This is a genomic window from Lentimicrobium sp. L6 (assembly GCF_013166655.1).
GTDB lineage: Bacteria > Bacteroidota > Bacteroidia > Bacteroidales > UBA12170 > UBA12170.
This window is the reverse complement of sequence record NZ_JABKCA010000042.1, coordinates 32,306-48,190: the sequence shown is the minus strand read 5'-3', so window position 1 is coordinate 48,190 and position 15,885 is coordinate 32,306. Positions and strand designations below refer to the sequence as shown.

Below are 15,885 nucleotides of genomic sequence, written 5' to 3'. Positions count from 1 at the left end.
CACCTTCAGTTACGATAGTTTCACCATCAAGGACTACGGTTACATCTGCCATGGGCAGCATTCCATCAGTAGTCCAGATGTAAATATCATAGGTTTCAGGAGTGGGAAGCATAACTGCAAAGTCGGAGCCATTAGCATCAGTAATAGTAACAGAACCATTAACAGTGATGAATCCATCTTTAGAAGCAGTATAGTTATAAGTTCCTGGAGCTTTATTAGTAAAAACAGCCTCACCACCCATTGGGCCACCTTCAGTTACGATAGTTTCACCATCAAGGACTACGGTTACATCTGCCATGGGTAACATGCCGTCAGTAGTCCAAATGAATATGTCAAATTGAGCAAAGGAAAATGAAGATAACATCATCAATGACATTATCATCAGCAGCTTTAATTTCTTTAAAGAGTTAGTTGTTTGTCTCATATTAATCGTTTTTGTTTAACATTAATTCATGATTTTTTTACAGGGACAAAGGAGATAATATTAATTCCTAATTGAAAAAAAATAAACCATACAATAGTTTTACAGTAGGCTAGTATGATGTTATTTTATTACTACAGCATGTGTTAATTGGCAGGAATACAGGGTGATAAGTGTTTTGTGTTTGCGAGATCTGAAAAATGAAAATTCAAATTTAAATAGCCTAATCATTGAATGTGAAAAGTATATAAAGTCCAATTACATAAACATTCAGTCGTTAAAGTAAATGGAAATTGGTTTAAATATTCAATATTAACTTTTGCTGTAAGTATTATTTAAATATAAGAAGAAGCTTGCTGCTTTTCAACATCATCTTTAGTTAATAATTTCTAATAGGCATTTTTTAGGATAAATTAGGAAGGTATAAGATATCTTTACTTTGTTTTTTTTGTAATTTCGTCATCATAACAAAAAAAACACAACATATGCATTTATTTGATAAAGAAACTTATATAAATAGACGTCAAAAATTGAAGTCAGAAATTAAGGATGGTTTATTATTATTCATTGGTAATGAAGAAGCCAGTTTTAACTATCCTGCCAATACCTATGCTTTTCGTCAAGACAGTAATTTCCTTTATTTCTTTGGCTTAGACCTTTATAACCTGGTTGGAGTGATAGATGTAGATGCTGATAAAGATTATATTTTTGGTAATGATGTAGATATTGATGATATCATATGGATGGGACCTCAGCCAAGTATTAAAGATTTATCCGCAAAGGTAGGAGTATCCAACTCTAATACATTAGCCAATTTAGAAACAGTGCTTAATGATGCCATAAAAGAAGGCCGAAAGATACACTTCCTTCCACCTTATAGAGGAGAACATAAATTACAATTATCTTCTTTATTAGGAATGAAGCCATTTTCAGTTAACGATTATGTTTCCTTAGACTTGATTAAGGCTGTTGTTAAGTTAAGAGAAATTAAAGAGGATGTTGAAGTAGCAGAAATTGAGAAAGCTGTTGATATTGCCTACGAAATGCATACTACTTCAATGAGAATGGCAGCTACAGCTGGTAGAGTTGAACGAGAAATTGCAGGTACCATCGAAGGTATTTCCTTAGCAAAAGGAGGACCCGTTTCTTTCCCAATTATTTTAAGTGTGCATGGAGAGACTTTGCATAATCATCATCACGATAATATTATTGAAGTTGGCCAAATGATGGTTACTGATGGTGGTGCTGAAACCACGATGCATTATGCAAGTGATATCACCAGAACGGTTCCAGTAGGAGGTAAGTTCAATGAGCGCCAAAAGGCGGTTTATCAAGCTGTACTCGATGCCAATATGAAGGCCATTGAAGCCATTAAACCAGGTTTAGAATATAGAGAAATACATTTTTTAGCAGCTAGGGTATTGGTTGAAGGTTTAATTAAAGCTGGAATCATGAAAGGGGATGCTCAAGCAGCTGTTGATGCAGAAGCACATACTTTGTTTATGCCTCATGGTTTAGGTCACCAAATGGGCTTAGATGTTCATGATATGGAAGGTTTAGGAGAAAATAACGTAGGCTATGATGAAAAAACTGTGAGAAGTAAGAATTTCGGAACAGCCTATCTTCGATTAGGAAAAGAACTAAAACCTGGTATTGTTTTAACAGTAGAGCCAGGTTGTTATTTCATTCCTGCACTAATCGACCAATGGAAAGCTGAAAACAAACAAAGTGAGTTTATTAATTACGATGTCGTAGAGACTTATAAAGATTTTGGAGGTATTCGTATTGAGGATGATATTTTAGTTACAGAGACTGGATATAGAGTTTTAGGAAAACCAATTCCAAAGACTATTGAAGAGATAGAAGCGGTAATGGCAAATCCATTATAAAGCTTGTTCTTAAACATAAAAAAGCTCCTTATTTAGGAGCTTTTTTTATGTAATATAAATCAGTTCAATTTAATTCTTTGTCAATTTTCGAGTTGTTTTGTTTCCAAACATATCTATAATTTCAAGCAAATAAATACCATTATTCAATTGACTTGTTTCCATAGTATATTGTGTGCTAGCTATGGTAGAGATTGTTTGGATTTGTTTGCCGGTAATATCGTAAAGGTTCAACTCCTTTATAATCTCGTCGTTGCTCACATTAATAAAATACTGGAAAGGATTTGGACCTAAAACTAATTTTTCTGCTAAGCGGTCTTCAATACCAACAAAATCTTCTGTTTCTACATTGAAGGTCATCGTTTGTCCATTCTCATAATCACCAGATTCATAAATATAATAGGCTACTGTACCAGAGCCGTTTATATATAGCGGATCGAAGGATAGCTCAATATAGCTTGTGAATTCATCAAAGAGAGGTGACATTTCACCATATTCAGGAAGACTCGACATACATCCATGATTATCACAGTATGAACGGTACCATTCATCAGGGATGGTATTAGTGACTAATTCGTATTTGAGCCTAACAGTATCAACAGCCGGATTTCTTAAAATATTCAAGCGCAAATAACTTGAACTAGAAATACCAATAACCTTCGATAATTCATTGCTGGGTTCAAAATAGAAATTTTGCGCTGATATTTGTAAGCTTGCTGTAATAATTAGTATAATTGTAAATATTTTTTTCATAAAAATAACTTTTGGTTTTCCTTTGTAGTCGTAAAGAAAATGAATTCCTTACAAAGAATTAAAAAAATATTTTCCTTTAACAGGGTATTAACAGCTCTTCTATGGTACTTTCAGTCCATATTGGTTTAGTTTTCTTCCTCTTTTGAGCTTATCTTATTGTTTGGGATATCAAGCTTATCTGCCTTCTTATGAACCTCCTCATTTGTATTTTCTTGTTTTACTGATTGTAGATGTTTTCGGACAAAATAAGCTGCAGCAATCGCTAAAACAGCTAACCAAAAGAAATTGACTTTTAAGATGATAAGTACAATAAAGATAACAACTAAACTAATGATGGCGTATTTATTCATGCATATTTTTTTTGTAAAAGTAGAAAAGACATTCATTTTATCCTAAGATTTTATAACTTCACCAACATAAAATAATGAAGGTATGTTTCAAAAAGCGATAGTAAGAATTCCAAGTAAAAGCATGATCAATGGGCTGAGTTCTGTTAACCTTGGTCAGCCTGATTATCAATTGGCCATAAAACAACATGAAGCCTATGTAGACGCTCTTTTGAGCTGTGGGCTCGAAGTGATTACTTTGGAAGCTGATGAGAACTTTCCAGACAGTACATTTGTGGAGGATGTTGCCCTGTGTACACCTCATTGCGCAATAATCACTCATCCTGGGGCCGAAAGCAGGAGGGGAGAGATTGAAGAGATGAAAGAAGTTTTGAAGGATGAATACAAGAATATTGAGTTTATTCAAGCTCCGGGTACTGTTGAGGCTGGTGATATTATGATGGTTGAGAATCACTATTTTATAGGTTTGTCAGCCAGAACAAATGAGGATGGTGCAAAGCAGATGATTTCTATTCTGGAGAAATATGGGATGACAGGTTCTTTAGTTTCTTTGGAAGAGGTCCTACATTTAAAAACCGGTTTAGCTTATTTGGAGAATAATTATCTAGTAGCTTGTGGAGAGTTTTTAGAGAAGGACGAGTTTAAGAAGTTTAATATTCTAGAGGTTGAGCAAGGGGAGTCTTACGCCGCAAATTGCATCTGGGTAAATGATACGGTAATCATACCAAAGGGATTTCCAAAAGCTAAAGAAGTCATTGGGCAAACAGGTTATGAAATCATAGAATTAGACATGTCGGAATTCCAGAAATTGGATGGTGGATTGAGTTGTTTATCCTTGAGATATTAAAAATAATAAAATAGAAAAAGCTCCATTACTAATAATGAGTTATGGAGCTTTATTATGAATGCGGATTCTAATATTTAATCCATTTTTGACTCATTGACATATTGTCAGTCTCTATTTTAATCAGGTATGAGCCATTGTTTATATTGCTCATATCTAATTGTATATTGTTTTCACCTGAAGTTCTAGTTGAATATATGATTTCTCCTAAATAGTTGATTATTGAAATTTGAGCATCCTCCATTTTTTGATTTAATTGAAGGTTAATCATGCCATCAGATGGGTTTGGACTGGCTGTGAAATCGAAAGAATTGTCATTGATTTTAGAAATTCCAACATTGGTTTGAATATTGACATTTCCATCTCTAAGTTGATTTCCTTTATATCCATTAGCCAATATTTTTGACTCATCATACGGAACATTTAAATTATAAGAAGTGATAAAAACAGAATCATTGCCTGTGAAATTGGTATAAGAAAGGCAGCTGATGTCTAATAATTCATCACCGTTAATATCACCTAAGACTGCAGAATTGATAAATGTAAATCCTTTTGGTCTTAAAGGAAATCCTTCGATTTCTCCACTTCCATCAAGTGAGTAGGCATGGATAAAACCATATCCATCAGCATCAGTAATATTACTGGTAAACACTAGATCCATAATATCATCATTATTCACATCAGCGACAGAAATAACTCCTTCGCAACCGCCAGCTTTGTTGATAGGTAGGTTATCTAGCATTTGTCCGGCTGCATTATATCCAAAAACAACATCTAATGGAGCTCCGCCACCGTCGGTGTTTGGATGTCCAACATATATCTCATATTCACCATCATCGTCAGCATCTACCACAGTTGGTGGGGAATATCTCCAGCCACTAGGGCTAGTGATTGGCCAGCCAAAAGGATAAGATCCATTTGATTTTACCATATAATAATCTGAAGCATCCCCATGTCTAGCTCCAACAATTTCCATAAGCTCATCACCATCAAAGTCATAGATGATTGGCGATTGATAAGAAAAGCTTTTACCTGCCTCTATTAATGGAAAACCAAAAATAAAGCTGCCATTTGTATTAATGGCATAGAGAGACCCAGAGGAAATTGAAATGATAATATCTTTTGTTCCATTATTGTCAATATCACCTATAGAAGGAGTAAAGGCTAAATTGCCAGGTAGCTCTAATGGCCAAGCATCACTAAATGGAGTTCCGTCTATTTTGATGACATGAAGCATACCATAATTTGAATTTCCTCTTTCACAGGTAATGACTTCCATAATATTGTCTCCATCCAAATCAGATATGGCTGGGGCATTAAACATCCAATGCTCTTCAAAGTTTTGTGGCCAGCCTTCTAAATCATTTCCATCTTTATCGAGCAAATAAACTCGTCCAGCATTAGGCGAGCCTCCAGTGTTAAGAATGATCTCTAAATGTCCATCATCATCCATATCAGCTATGCTAGGTGGATATATAATGGTACCACTTACATTTTTTGTCCAAAGGGTTTCGCCGTTTCCTTTGAGAACGAATAGTTTATTATTGGCACCAAAGATAATTTCATCTGCGCCATCCTCATCAATATCTGCTATGGCAGCACCTCTGAAATTTTTAAAACTGGCATTGGCAGGACTTCCAAAGGGGAATCCATTTAGCATTTCAGCAGTGCTTTTTTCACTGTAATCTGGTAAAAGGATGTTTTCGAGTAATATGGTTCCATCAGTACTTAAACTTGCTTTCTTTCCATTGGTATATTGACCATAAATAGAGGTGGAGAATAGCATTATCAATGTGATTGATACAAAATAGTAGTTTTTTTTCATTGGGTTAAATTGGGGTTTATTTTATTTAATGGATTTAGAATCTCCATAAGCCCAAATATAATCAAAAAAGACACGGATAGAATTATAAGTTTCTAACCGTTAATGTAATAATGTTGAAAAGTATTAGAGTCGATTATTAGAATATTGCGGATTGGTATAGATAATTCTTTAGGATAATAATGCCTTCATCAAATTAACGGGAATTCCAAATCCCACATCTGTCATCCGTCTCCACTACTTCCCAGCTTCCAACTCTCTCAAATGCTCCATCTTTTTACGTTCTAAAAACTCTTGGATGCCCTCGAAATGCTCTCTTACCCTTTTGTTACCAAACTCGTAAATCTTACTGACCATGCCATCTAAGAAATCTCTATCGTGAGAAACGAGGATTAAAGTTCCATCATAATCCATTAAAGCTTGCTTGAGGATGTCTTTGGTTTTTAAATCCAAGTGATTGGTAGGTTCATCGAGTATGAGTAAGTTAACGGGTTCGAGGAGCAGTTTAATCATAGCGAGACGAGTTTTTTCTCCTCCTGAAAGAATTTTTACTTTTTTGTCCCAATCATCACCGCCGAACATAAAAGCGCCCAGAATATCTTTTATCTTATTTCTGATATCACCTTTGGCTACATCGTCAATAGTGCCAAATACGCTATTGTTCTCGTCTAATTTAGAAGCTTCATTTTGAGCAAAGTAGCCAATATGAATATTATGGCCAATAGTAAGCTTTCCATCATGTTCAATCTCATTCATGATGGCTTTTACTAAGGTAGACTTGCCTTCTCCATTTTTACCCACAAAAGCTACTTTTTCTCCTCTCGTAATACTAAAAGAAGCATCTTTAAAAACGGTATGTTCACCATAGTGTTTGGCTAAATCTTCAGCCATTACCGGATAGTTACCAGAACGTGGAGAAGGAGGGAAGCGAAGTTTCAAATGTGAATTATCTACCTCGTCAACTTCTACAATCTTCAGCTTCTCTAGCATTTTTACTTTGGATTGTACTTGTAGTGTTTTTGAGTAGGTTCCTCTAAATCTATCAATAAATACTTGGGTTTCTGCAATGAATTTTTGTTGCTCGTCAAATTGTTTTTGCTGCTGTTCTCTGCGTTCTTGACGTAATTGCAGGTAGGCAGAATAATTCACTTTGTAATCGTAAATTCTTCCCATGGTGACTTCGATGGTACGTGTGGTAATTCTGTCGATAAACATTCTATCGTGAGAAATAATCATCACTGCTTTTGCACTATTGATGAGGAAATCTTCTAACCATTGCACCGATTCGATATCTAAATGATTGGTAGGCTCATCCAGAAGAATTAAATCAGGGTCTTGTAATAGAATTTTAGCCAACTCAATCCTCATTCGCCATCCTCCACTAAATTCACTGGTAGGACGTTGAAAATCGGAACGAACAAAACCCAAGCCTAATAAAGTTTTCTCTATTTCAGCATCATAGTTAATTTCAGCTTGACTATAGAGTTTCTCACTGATATCAGAAACTTTCTCTATGATTTCGTAATATTCCTCCGATTCGTAGTCGGTCCTAGTGGTTAGCTGTTGGTTTAACTCGTCCAACTCCTTTTGCATACTTTGAACTTGAGAAAATGCTTGAGCTGCTTCCTCAAAAACCGTCCTGTCATCCTCTGTCATTAAATGCTGAGGAAGATAGGCAATCACAGCATCTCTGGGCGCTGAAATCTTTCCACGACTTGGAGTTTGAGCTCCAGCAATAATTTTGAGGAGGGTAGATTTACCAGCACCATTCTTACCCATTAATGCTATTCTATCTTTATCGTTCACCACAAACGAAATATCTTTAAATAGGGTAGTGCCACCAAATTCTACTGCCAAACCATCAATTGAAATCATAGTATTCTTTTAAAAATGAAGCGGCAAATATAATTAAATACGAGATGTAGCTCGATTCGGATTTGTTATTGTTTTCAAGAATAGGTTTCTTGAGGAGGATTCGATAAGAAATTCCGTTTTTTTAATTAGAAAAAGAAACGAAATCCAGTGTTAATGATGAGTCCATTAGAATAAATAGGTTTGTATAATACCTTATCAGCTATAGCTCCGGTTCCTACACCTCCAATTTCTATAAAATAATTGCTTCCATTACTCATGAAAAACTCAAAGCCAAATAATCCATATCCACCAAACTCCATTTGTTCTGAGGATAATTCGGTGCTAGGAAAGATAAAAAGCGCTCCACCTTCTCCATATAACCTTATTTTGTCATTGATTTCTCCGGCAACCCCAATTATGCCAAGAGATAAATTGGAATATGGAGTCCAAGTAGTTTCTTTTTTGTGAATATGCTCATTGAACATTAAATTTCCTCGTAATCTGAACGCTACTTTTTGCTTTGCGAAATATGGTGTGGTAACTTGTAATCCTATTCCAAAGTCTTTTTGGTACTGACCTAACTGGAATCCAGCATTAAACTGATGCCTTTTTTCTTGTGAAAAAGCTGAAATTAAAATAGTTACAAATATAAGTGTTAATAGTCTTGATTTCATGATAAGTGGTTTTAAATTTGGATAAAAATAGAATTTTCTATTATTAATTCAAATGAAATCATGAAAAATTAAGAAAAGTAATGGGCCTAATTTATTGTTTCTTAAGCTTTTTTTGGCTCTTTTTAGCCAAAGGATTGTAATCTAAACATAGTTGAATCCATTCTTCCAAATCTTCTTGCATATCTAAGCCTAAGGAATCAACATGAATAAACCCTTTCATGGGTCGGCCTGTAAAGGTCATTTCTGAAGCATATTCCCTCTGAAGAGCCTCCTCATATGCAAATTCACCAACTCTAGCCATCATTCTTGAGGCTTTGCTCGATTTGTTTGATTCTAACCCTACACACATCTTATCATCAACCATGAATGTGAGTCCGCCCATCATTTTCTTTTCTGTAAAGAAAATTCGTTTTTGTTTAAAAACTTGTCTTATTCGTTCTGCTAAATTTTCATCGTAAGCCATGTTGTTAGGTTAATATGTTAAAAAGATATGAGGGTGAGGGGATTATACTACAACAGCCATTATTCACTTTCCCCTTCTGCTTTTCTTTTAAGCTCTCTTTGATTTACAATCAAGTCTTGTCCATATTTCTCCCAAGTTTTGGCAAACTTTTTAAACTTACTGCATGGGAACTTTGAACATTGGTAGCAATAGTCAATTCCTTTCTTTTCGTTGCATTGGTATATGGTTTTGCAATGCTTACATCCTTTGTCAGCTCCATCGCATCCATTTTTCTCTCTACCAAAACGAGGGCATCCATTACAATCGATGCCACATGGAGGAGTGATTCCTTTATACTTCTTTTTCTTCTTCTTTTCTTTCAAGCTCTGAATCTTTATTATTAGAACCCTTAAACCAATTTTTAGGATTAAAATAGGATTTGTATTTGGTAAACAATTCTTTGCCCACTAAAAGTCCTCCGCCCCAAAATAAAATTTCTCCAATAACTAGCGATGCGGTACTAAGCCACACTTTTGTTGTGTTTTCTATTTCAATAAATGGGAAAACAGGGATAATTAGAAAGAATGGAATACATGCAAGCATTAATCCTATGCCCAGTTTTATTTTCCAGTTTTGTTTTTTCATGGTTTTCTCAATCAGAAGCCAAATATATTATAACTGTAGCTTAGTTTGTATCTGATGGACCTCTTTTTGCAAAGATTTAAGACTTTGAGCTAAAGCTTCGGTTTTCATTTCGTTGGTATCGGGGAGCTCTCCGCTTATATAATTCACAAATTTCCAGACTTCTTTTACCTCTTGAATATGTATTTCATAAGGTTCGTAGAGTGGATTGAGGGAGTGGAGTTTGAGCATTCCTTCATTTTCTATTTTGTTTTCCACAACTTTAAATACTACACCATCGTCAATGGTAAGAATGATATAGGCTTGCTTGCTTTTCATATGAGTCCAGTTTTGAACAAACTCCGCTGTTACATAAGAGCCATCGGGGATGGGAAGCATAGAATCACCACTGATTTGAAAACTGCGGTATTTCTTTTCCTTAGATAGGAAAGGAAGCCTAAATGTGGGTAGTATCTTAATATACTCTGGGTCGGCAAATCCGCTGGTATAACCTGCTTTGGCTTTTTCTGGAACCAGCTCTATATTTTCCTCGTTGTCCTCACTTACTGAAGTTACTAAAACCCTCAATTTGCTACCTTTAATATAAACATCATAGCCTCTTTCTAGTTGGTTGAGTTGATTTTCTGGAAGACTCCCCAAATCGATTTTTATTAAAGTATCCACCGATACATTATAATATTCAGAGAAACTGACCAAAGCAGACATATTAGGCTGCGCTACTTCGTTCTCATAACCACTCAAGGTAGAGCGTTTCATGTTTAATGTTTGCGCAATATCCTCTTGGGTAAAGCGTCTTCTTTTTCTTAATAATTTAATATTGCTGCTAAATATTGTCATATCTCTGTTTGTTTTTTTTAACTTAGTGGCTGCAAGAAAACTCCGATAACTTCGTTACAATTTTTCTAAAAACAGTCATTTACATAAGTAAACTCCTTGGTTTTTAGAAAAATCAAGCCTCGTTCTCGAAGCTTTCTTATCAGCCCTTGAAAAATATTATAGTTTTCTTACTAGTATTAATTTCAGAATGTACCAGTCATCCATCATCCCGCATAGATCATTGGTCATCCCACATCTAACACTGCACTTCCCCAAGGCAAACGCACTCTTTTTTAATTATAAAAAGCTAGCGCGGAAATGTTTTCCGTGCATATATAAGAGCAATAAAGGTAATGGTTACCGTACGGATTACAAATCCGCACTAGCGTTGTATCATCCCACTTCCGTCATCCCACTTCCCACAATTTTCCTAAACTTTCTTCCGACTTTCAAAATAATGATTATATTACCGTCATGTAAATGATTAAATAATAATCAAAAGTAAATAAAATAATTTAAAACACAAATATTTTAGATAATTTATGCTGATAGCTCAAGATAATAGAACCATAGTCCATTTTGATTTGGATACTTTTTTTGTTTCGGTAGAACGACTCGCAAACAGTGCTTTAAATGGTTTGCCGATCATTATTGGAGGAGGGTCAGATAGAGGAGTGGTGAGTACTTGTAGCTATGAGGCACGAGCATTTGGAGTGCATTCGGCTATGCCTATGAAAATGGCCATGCGACTTTGTAAAGATGCCGTGATTATAAGAGGCGATATGGATGAGTATACCAAGTATTCGCGTTTGGTTACCGATGTGATTGCCGATAAAGCACCTCTTTATGAAAAAGCCAGTATTGATGAACATTATTTAGATATCAGTGGAATGGATCGTTTTTTTGGTTCTTATCAGTGGACAAAAGAGTTGCGACAAAGTATTATCAAAGAAACGGGACTTCCTATTTCTTTTGGTTTGTCTATCAATAAAACGGTGGCCAAAATTGCCACCAGCGAATCCAAGCCCAATGGCGAATTACGAGTGCCGGCAAATATGGTACAGCCTTTTATGTTTCCGCTTTCCATTCGTAAGATTCCCATGATTGGCAAGAAGACCTACCATTTATTGCGTTCCATGGGGGTTTCTAATATAGAGACTTTGAGTCGCATTCCACCCGAGATGATGGAACAGGTATTGGGGAAGTTTGGAGCAGTGATTTGGAAAAAGGCCAACGGCATAGATTTTACTCCTGTGGAACCTTATAGTGAGCGTAAAAGCATCAGTAGCGAACGAACTTTCCAAAAAGACACCATTGATGTGGTTCGCCTTCGCCTTTTATTGATTTCCATGGTAGAAAAATTGGCTTTTCAATTGAGAAAAAAACAAAAGATGACGGGTTGTATTACAGTAAAGATTCGTTATTCCAACTTCGATACGCATACTCAGCAGAAACATATTCCATATACCGCTTTCGATCATGTATTAATGAAAACGGCCACAGAATTATTCGAAAAGCTTTACAACCGACGTATGCTCATTCGTTTGATTGGAGTACGATTTAGTGATTTGGTATATGGAGTACAACAACTCAATTTATTCGAAGATACGCCCGAAATGATTAATCTCTACCAAGCTATGGATAAGGTACGCCTCCGTTTTGGAAGCCATGTGATTAAACGAGCCAGCTCCTTAGTTACGCGGGATGAAAACCTAAAACCAAAGGAAGTTCCTTAAGTAAAGAAGAGACTTCAATATCGGACATCGGTCATCCGTCATCAAACATCCGTCATCAACAAATACTAACAAATTAAAACAATATTATGCAATACAAGAAATATCAAAAACTAAAAGCCATGCAGACCTTTAAACAAAAATTCAGCGATATGACCAGAGAATATCGAGATGGATTTCGATTTCAGCTTATTAATTCTATGCATGAGGCTGGAGCAAGTATAAAAGTTGAGGGAAAACTTCAATAATCTTCGTATTTTCGCAAAAAAATAAGATTAGGTTTGAAGATAAACGATTTACTTTCCCGTTATCAGTCTGAAAAGACTCAGCAATTTCTGCAATTATTTGATAATCAAGAACAGATTGGCTTAAAAGGCTTGTCGGGATCTGCATTGTCATTATATGTGGCTTCTGTATTTCAGCAGCGAAAAGGATTTCACCTTTTGGTGATGCCCGATAAAGAAACAGCAGCTTATTTATATAATGATTTAGAAAATCTATTAGAGGATGTAGGTGTAGATTATCCTCGTAAGAAAGTGATGTTTTATCCTTCGGCCTATAAGCGACCTTATGAAACCGATCATCCTGATAGCGCGAACCTGCTATCCAGAACAGAGGTGATAGCCAGAAACAATTCGGGTACTAAGGATTTGATTTTATTGAGTTTTCCTGAAGCTTTATCTGAGAAAATTGTTTCTAAGAAATATGTTACTGATAATACTTTAATGATTCGTCAGGATGATGAATTGGAGCAAGATGCTTTGTTGGAGAGGCTGGTGAATATGGGATTCTCTAGAGTCGATTTTGTGGTAGAGCCGGGTCAGTTTGCACTTAGAGGAGGTTTAATGGATATATTCTCCTATGCCTATGACCATCCCTATAGAATTGAGTTTTTTGGGGATGAAGTGGAGTCTATTCGTACTTTTGAGCCAGCCAGTCAGTTGAGTGTGAAAAAGCTGAAAACAGCAAAGATTCTTCCAAATCTTCAACGCCAGGAAATTGTAGAGAAAAGAAATTCTTTCTTCAAACTCATGCCAAAGGATTGTAATGTTTGGATTCAGAATCAGGATTTCATAAAAGAGAAACTGAAGAAAGGTTATGAAAATGCCATAAAACACTACGAAGAATTGAGTGGCGAAATCAAACATCTACATCCAGAAGAAATGTTTATCAGTGGAGAAAGTTTCGCTGATGACATCCTCAATTATAAAATCATTTATACCCATGCCAAATCCAATCAGAAGATAGATATTCAATTTAATACCCAGCCTCAGCCTAATTTCAATAAGCAGTTTGATTTGCTCTTGGGTAATATTCAAGAAAATGAGAATAATGGTTTAAAGACTATCATTGTAAGTGAATCTGAGAAACAGCTGACTCGATTGGAACAGATTTTTGAGGATTTAAGACCAGATACTGAAGATAAAATCTACCAAGGGATTTTAGTTGGATTGCATCAAGGATTTATAGATGAAGATAATGGATTAGTAATTTATACTGATCATCAGATATTTGATCGCTACCAACGATTTCGTTTGCGTGAAGGCTTTGGAGGAAAAGAAGCCGTTAGCTTAAAGGAATTATATGATTTGCAAAAAGGCGATTATGTTACTCATATCGATCATGGAGTTGGGCGTTTCGATGGTTTGCAAAAGATTGTGAATGATGGAAAAACCCAAGAAGTCATCAGAATTATATACAAAAATGAAGACTTACTCTATGTAAATATCCATTCTTTACATCGGATATCAAAGTATAGTGGCAAAGACGGAACAGCTCCTGTGCTTCATAAAATAGGTTCACCAGCTTGGAAAGTAGTTAAGGCTAAAACCAAGAAAAAGGTAAAGGATATAGCTGAGGAGCTGATCAAACTCTATGCAGAGCGAAAAGCAAAACCTGGATTCGGATTTACCCCAGATACTTATTTACAAACAGAATTGGAAGCCTCATTTATTTATGAAGACACTCCAGATCAGGTGAAAACAACCCTTGCGGTAAAAGAAGACATGGAAGCCGAAAACCCAATGGATAGATTGGTCTGCGGAGATGTGGGTTTTGGGAAAACAGAAATAGCTATTAGAGCTGCTTTTAAAGCAGTAGCAGATAGTAAACAGGTGGCTGTTTTGGTACCCACAACTATTTTGGCCTACCAGCACTATAAAACTTTTTTGGCGCGATTAAAAGATTTCCCTTGCAGAGTAGAGTATATAAGCCGGTACCGTCCTCGCAAACAAGTCACACAAGTTCTGAAAGATACCAAAGAAGGTAAAGTTGATATATTGATTGGAACTCATAAGTTGGTTGGAAAAGATATTGTATTTAAAGACTTAGGGCTTCTAGTTGTTGATGAAGAGCAAAAGTTTGGGGTTTCCATTAAAGAAAAGCTCAAACAATTTAAAGTGAATGTGGATACCCTCACACTTACTGCAACTCCAATTCCTCGTACACTACAGTTTTCACTAATGGGAGCCAGGGACATGAGTGTGATTAATACGCCTCCTCCAAATCGCCAACCTGTATTAACCGAAGTCCGATCTTTTTCTGAGGAGATCATAAGAGATGCAATACACTATGAAGTAAGTAGGAGGGGACAAGTCTTCTTCGTCCACAATAGAGTTCAGAATATTCAGGAAGTAGCAGGTATGATTCAGAAGTTTGTTCCTGATGTGAAGATTGCTATAGTTCATGGGCAGATGGAGGGAGCAAAGATTGAGAAAACCATGCTCGATTTCATTGAAGGAGATTATGATGTTTTATTAGCGACCAAAATCATTGAATCTGGATTGGACATTCCAAATGTGAATACCATCATTATTAATGAAGCCAATCATTATGGATTAAGCGAATTACACCAAATGCGTGGACGTGTAGGCAGGAGTAATAAGAAAGCTTTCTGCTATCTTTTAGCACCACCAGACATGGCTCTAACTGATGATGCTAGAAAGCGTTTGAGAGCCATTGAAGAATTTTCAACTCTAGGTTCTGGATTTAATATTGCCATGCGAGATTTAGATATTCGTGGAGCTGGGAATATTCTTGGTGGAGAACAGTCAGGGTTTATTTCTGATATAGGCTTTGAAATGTACCAGAAGATTCTCGATGAAGCCTTAAAGGAACTTAAGGATTCTAAATTTCAAGAATTGAGTAAAAATGAAACCCCATCGGATTATGTTTCTGAATGCCAACTCGATACTGACTTAAATGCTTTGATACCTGATGATTATGTGGAGAATGTGGCGGAAAGATTATCTCTTTATAAAGAATTATCGCAAGTTGATACAGAAGAAAAGCTAATTAAGTTTGGTGGATCCTTAGAGGATCGCTTCGGATCATTGCCTGAAGCAGTAGAAAGTTTACTCCAGTCTATGAGATTGAAATGGTTGGGTAAGGATTTAGGTTTTGAGCAAGTCAGGTTAAAAGGAGGATATCTCTATGCCTATTTTATCAGCAATCAGGATAGTCAGTTTTTCTCAGGTCCTTATTTTGGAATGATGATTCAGCATATTCAAAGCAATACGAGTTGCAAAATGAGAGAGAAAAATGGTAAGCTGAGTTTGATGTTCAAAAATGTGAAAACCATTAAAGCTGCCTTAATGATTCTTGAGGATTTAAAACAGCAATTAGCTGTGGAAGCCTAAGAAGTTTGGAGAA

General features: G+C 35.9%; 15 protein-coding genes. 5 read left to right on the top strand and 10 right to left on the bottom strand.

What is annotated here, in order from left to right:
- Window positions 1–424, bottom strand: a 424-nt coding sequence (locus HNS38_RS11700; RefSeq protein WP_172346511.1) for a hypothetical protein, incomplete at its 3' end; no start/stop codon positions are given.
- A 482-nt stretch (window positions 425–906) separates the two neighbouring features.
- Between HNS38_RS11700 and HNS38_RS11695 the strand changes: the two genes are divergently transcribed.
- Entirely contained in the window at window positions 907–2,310 is a 1,404-nt protein-coding gene (locus tag HNS38_RS11695; protein ID WP_172278966.1) for an aminopeptidase P family protein, read from the top strand.
- Between the two features lie 69 nt (window positions 2,311–2,379).
- Here the strand turns inward: HNS38_RS11695 and HNS38_RS11690 are convergent, their stop codons facing one another.
- Together HNS38_RS11690 and HNS38_RS11685 are read right to left on the bottom strand one after the other, a co-directional pair.
- The gene (locus tag HNS38_RS11690; RefSeq protein WP_172346510.1) at window positions 2,380–3,060 is read right to left on the bottom strand and encodes a T9SS type A sorting domain-containing protein; all 681 of its coding nucleotides are present in this window, start codon (window positions 3,058–3,060) and stop codon (window positions 2,380–2,382) included.
- A 125-nt stretch (window positions 3,061–3,185) separates the two neighbouring features.
- On the bottom strand, window positions 3,186–3,410 hold the full coding sequence (locus HNS38_RS11685) for a hypothetical protein (RefSeq protein WP_172346509.1): 225 nt from the start codon (window positions 3,408–3,410) through the stop codon (window positions 3,186–3,188).
- A gap of 82 nt (window positions 3,411–3,492) precedes the next feature.
- Between HNS38_RS11685 and HNS38_RS11680 the strand changes: the two genes are divergently transcribed.
- Window positions 3,493–4,254, top strand: a complete 762-nt coding sequence (locus tag HNS38_RS11680; RefSeq protein WP_172278960.1) for a dimethylarginine dimethylaminohydrolase family protein — start codon at window positions 3,493–3,495, stop codon at window positions 4,252–4,254.
- Window positions 4,255–4,321: 67 nt separating this feature from the next.
- On the opposite strand, the gene HNS38_RS11675 is transcribed toward HNS38_RS11680, so the two are convergent.
- The 7 genes from HNS38_RS11675 to HNS38_RS11645 all read right to left on the bottom strand — a co-directional run bounded on the left by HNS38_RS11675 (window position 4,322) and on the right by HNS38_RS11645 (window position 10,522).
- The gene (locus HNS38_RS11675; RefSeq protein ID WP_172278958.1) at window positions 4,322–6,076 is read right to left on the bottom strand and encodes a T9SS type A sorting domain-containing protein; all 1,755 of its coding nucleotides are present in this window, start codon (window positions 6,074–6,076) and stop codon (window positions 4,322–4,324) included.
- Window positions 6,077–6,310: 234 nt separating this feature from the next.
- Entirely contained in the window at window positions 6,311–7,948 is a 1,638-nt protein-coding gene (locus HNS38_RS11670; protein WP_172278956.1) for an ABC-F family ATP-binding cassette domain-containing protein, read from the bottom strand.
- A gap of 125 nt (window positions 7,949–8,073) precedes the next feature.
- The gene (locus tag HNS38_RS11665) at window positions 8,074–8,601 is read right to left on the bottom strand and encodes a hypothetical protein (RefSeq protein ID WP_172278954.1); all 528 of its coding nucleotides are present in this window, start codon (window positions 8,599–8,601) and stop codon (window positions 8,074–8,076) included.
- Window positions 8,602–8,692: 91 nt separating this feature from the next.
- Window positions 8,693–9,064 (bottom strand): TfoX/Sxy family protein, encoded by a 372-nt coding sequence (locus HNS38_RS11660; protein WP_172278952.1) that lies wholly within the window; start codon window positions 9,062–9,064, stop codon window positions 8,693–8,695.
- A gap of 59 nt (window positions 9,065–9,123) precedes the next feature.
- Complete coding sequence (locus tag HNS38_RS11655; RefSeq protein WP_216663704.1) at window positions 9,124–9,426, bottom strand: DUF3795 domain-containing protein; 303 nt, start codon at window positions 9,424–9,426, stop codon at window positions 9,124–9,126.
- Complete coding sequence (locus HNS38_RS11650) at window positions 9,395–9,688, bottom strand: transporter suffix domain-containing protein (protein WP_172278950.1); 294 nt, start codon at window positions 9,686–9,688, stop codon at window positions 9,395–9,397. Before HNS38_RS11650 ends, HNS38_RS11655 begins: the two co-directional genes overlap by 32 nt.
- Before the next feature lie 27 nt (window positions 9,689–9,715).
- Window positions 9,716–10,522, bottom strand: a complete 807-nt coding sequence (locus tag HNS38_RS11645) for a LexA family transcriptional regulator (protein ID WP_172278948.1) — start codon at window positions 10,520–10,522, stop codon at window positions 9,716–9,718.
- Between the two features lie 521 nt (window positions 10,523–11,043).
- On the opposite strand from HNS38_RS11645, the gene dinB reads away from it, so the two are divergent.
- The 3 genes from dinB (at window position 11,044) to mfd (ending at window position 15,872) form a co-directional block, all read left to right on the top strand.
- Window positions 11,044–12,237 (top strand): DNA polymerase IV, encoded by a 1,194-nt coding sequence (gene dinB, locus HNS38_RS11640; protein WP_216663703.1) that lies wholly within the window; start codon window positions 11,044–11,046, stop codon window positions 12,235–12,237.
- Window positions 12,238–12,323: 86 nt separating this feature from the next.
- The gene (locus HNS38_RS11635) at window positions 12,324–12,482 is read left to right on the top strand and encodes a hypothetical protein (protein WP_172278946.1); all 159 of its coding nucleotides are present in this window, start codon (window positions 12,324–12,326) and stop codon (window positions 12,480–12,482) included.
- 33 nt (window positions 12,483–12,515) lie between these two features.
- Complete coding sequence (mfd, locus tag HNS38_RS11630; protein ID WP_216663702.1) at window positions 12,516–15,872, top strand: transcription-repair coupling factor; 3,357 nt, start codon at window positions 12,516–12,518, stop codon at window positions 15,870–15,872.
- The last annotated feature ends 13 nt before the right edge of the window (window positions 15,873–15,885 follow it).

Bases quoted from the DNA above. Each gene is read 5' to 3' on its own strand.
- HNS38_RS11695 (WP_172278966.1), top strand. From the start codon at position 907: ATGCATTTATTTGATAAAGAAACTTATATAAATAGACGTCAAAAATTG.
- HNS38_RS11690 (WP_172346510.1), bottom strand. From the start codon at position 3,060: ATGAAAAAAATATTTACAATTATACTAATTATTACAGCAAGCTTACAA.
- HNS38_RS11685 (WP_172346509.1), bottom strand. From the start codon at position 3,410: ATGAATAAATACGCCATCATTAGTTTAGTTGTTATCTTTATTGTACTT.
- HNS38_RS11680 (WP_172278960.1), top strand. From the start codon at position 3,493: ATGTTTCAAAAAGCGATAGTAAGAATTCCAAGTAAAAGCATGATCAAT.
- HNS38_RS11675 (WP_172278958.1), bottom strand. From the start codon at position 6,076: ATGAAAAAAAACTACTATTTTGTATCAATCACATTGATAATGCTATTC.
- HNS38_RS11670 (WP_172278956.1), bottom strand. From the start codon at position 7,948: ATGATTTCAATTGATGGTTTGGCAGTAGAATTTGGTGGCACTACCCTA.
- HNS38_RS11665 (WP_172278954.1), bottom strand. From the start codon at position 8,601: ATGAAATCAAGACTATTAACACTTATATTTGTAACTATTTTAATTTCA.
- HNS38_RS11660 (WP_172278952.1), bottom strand. From the start codon at position 9,064: ATGGCTTACGATGAAAATTTAGCAGAACGAATAAGACAAGTTTTTAAA.
- HNS38_RS11650 (WP_172278950.1), bottom strand. From the start codon at position 9,688: ATGAAAAAACAAAACTGGAAAATAAAACTGGGCATAGGATTAATGCTT.
- HNS38_RS11645 (WP_172278948.1), bottom strand. From the start codon at position 10,522: ATGACAATATTTAGCAGCAATATTAAATTATTAAGAAAAAGAAGACGC.
- dinB (WP_216663703.1), top strand. From the start codon at position 11,044: ATGCTGATAGCTCAAGATAATAGAACCATAGTCCATTTTGATTTGGAT.
- HNS38_RS11635 (WP_172278946.1), top strand. From the start codon at position 12,324: ATGCAATACAAGAAATATCAAAAACTAAAAGCCATGCAGACCTTTAAA.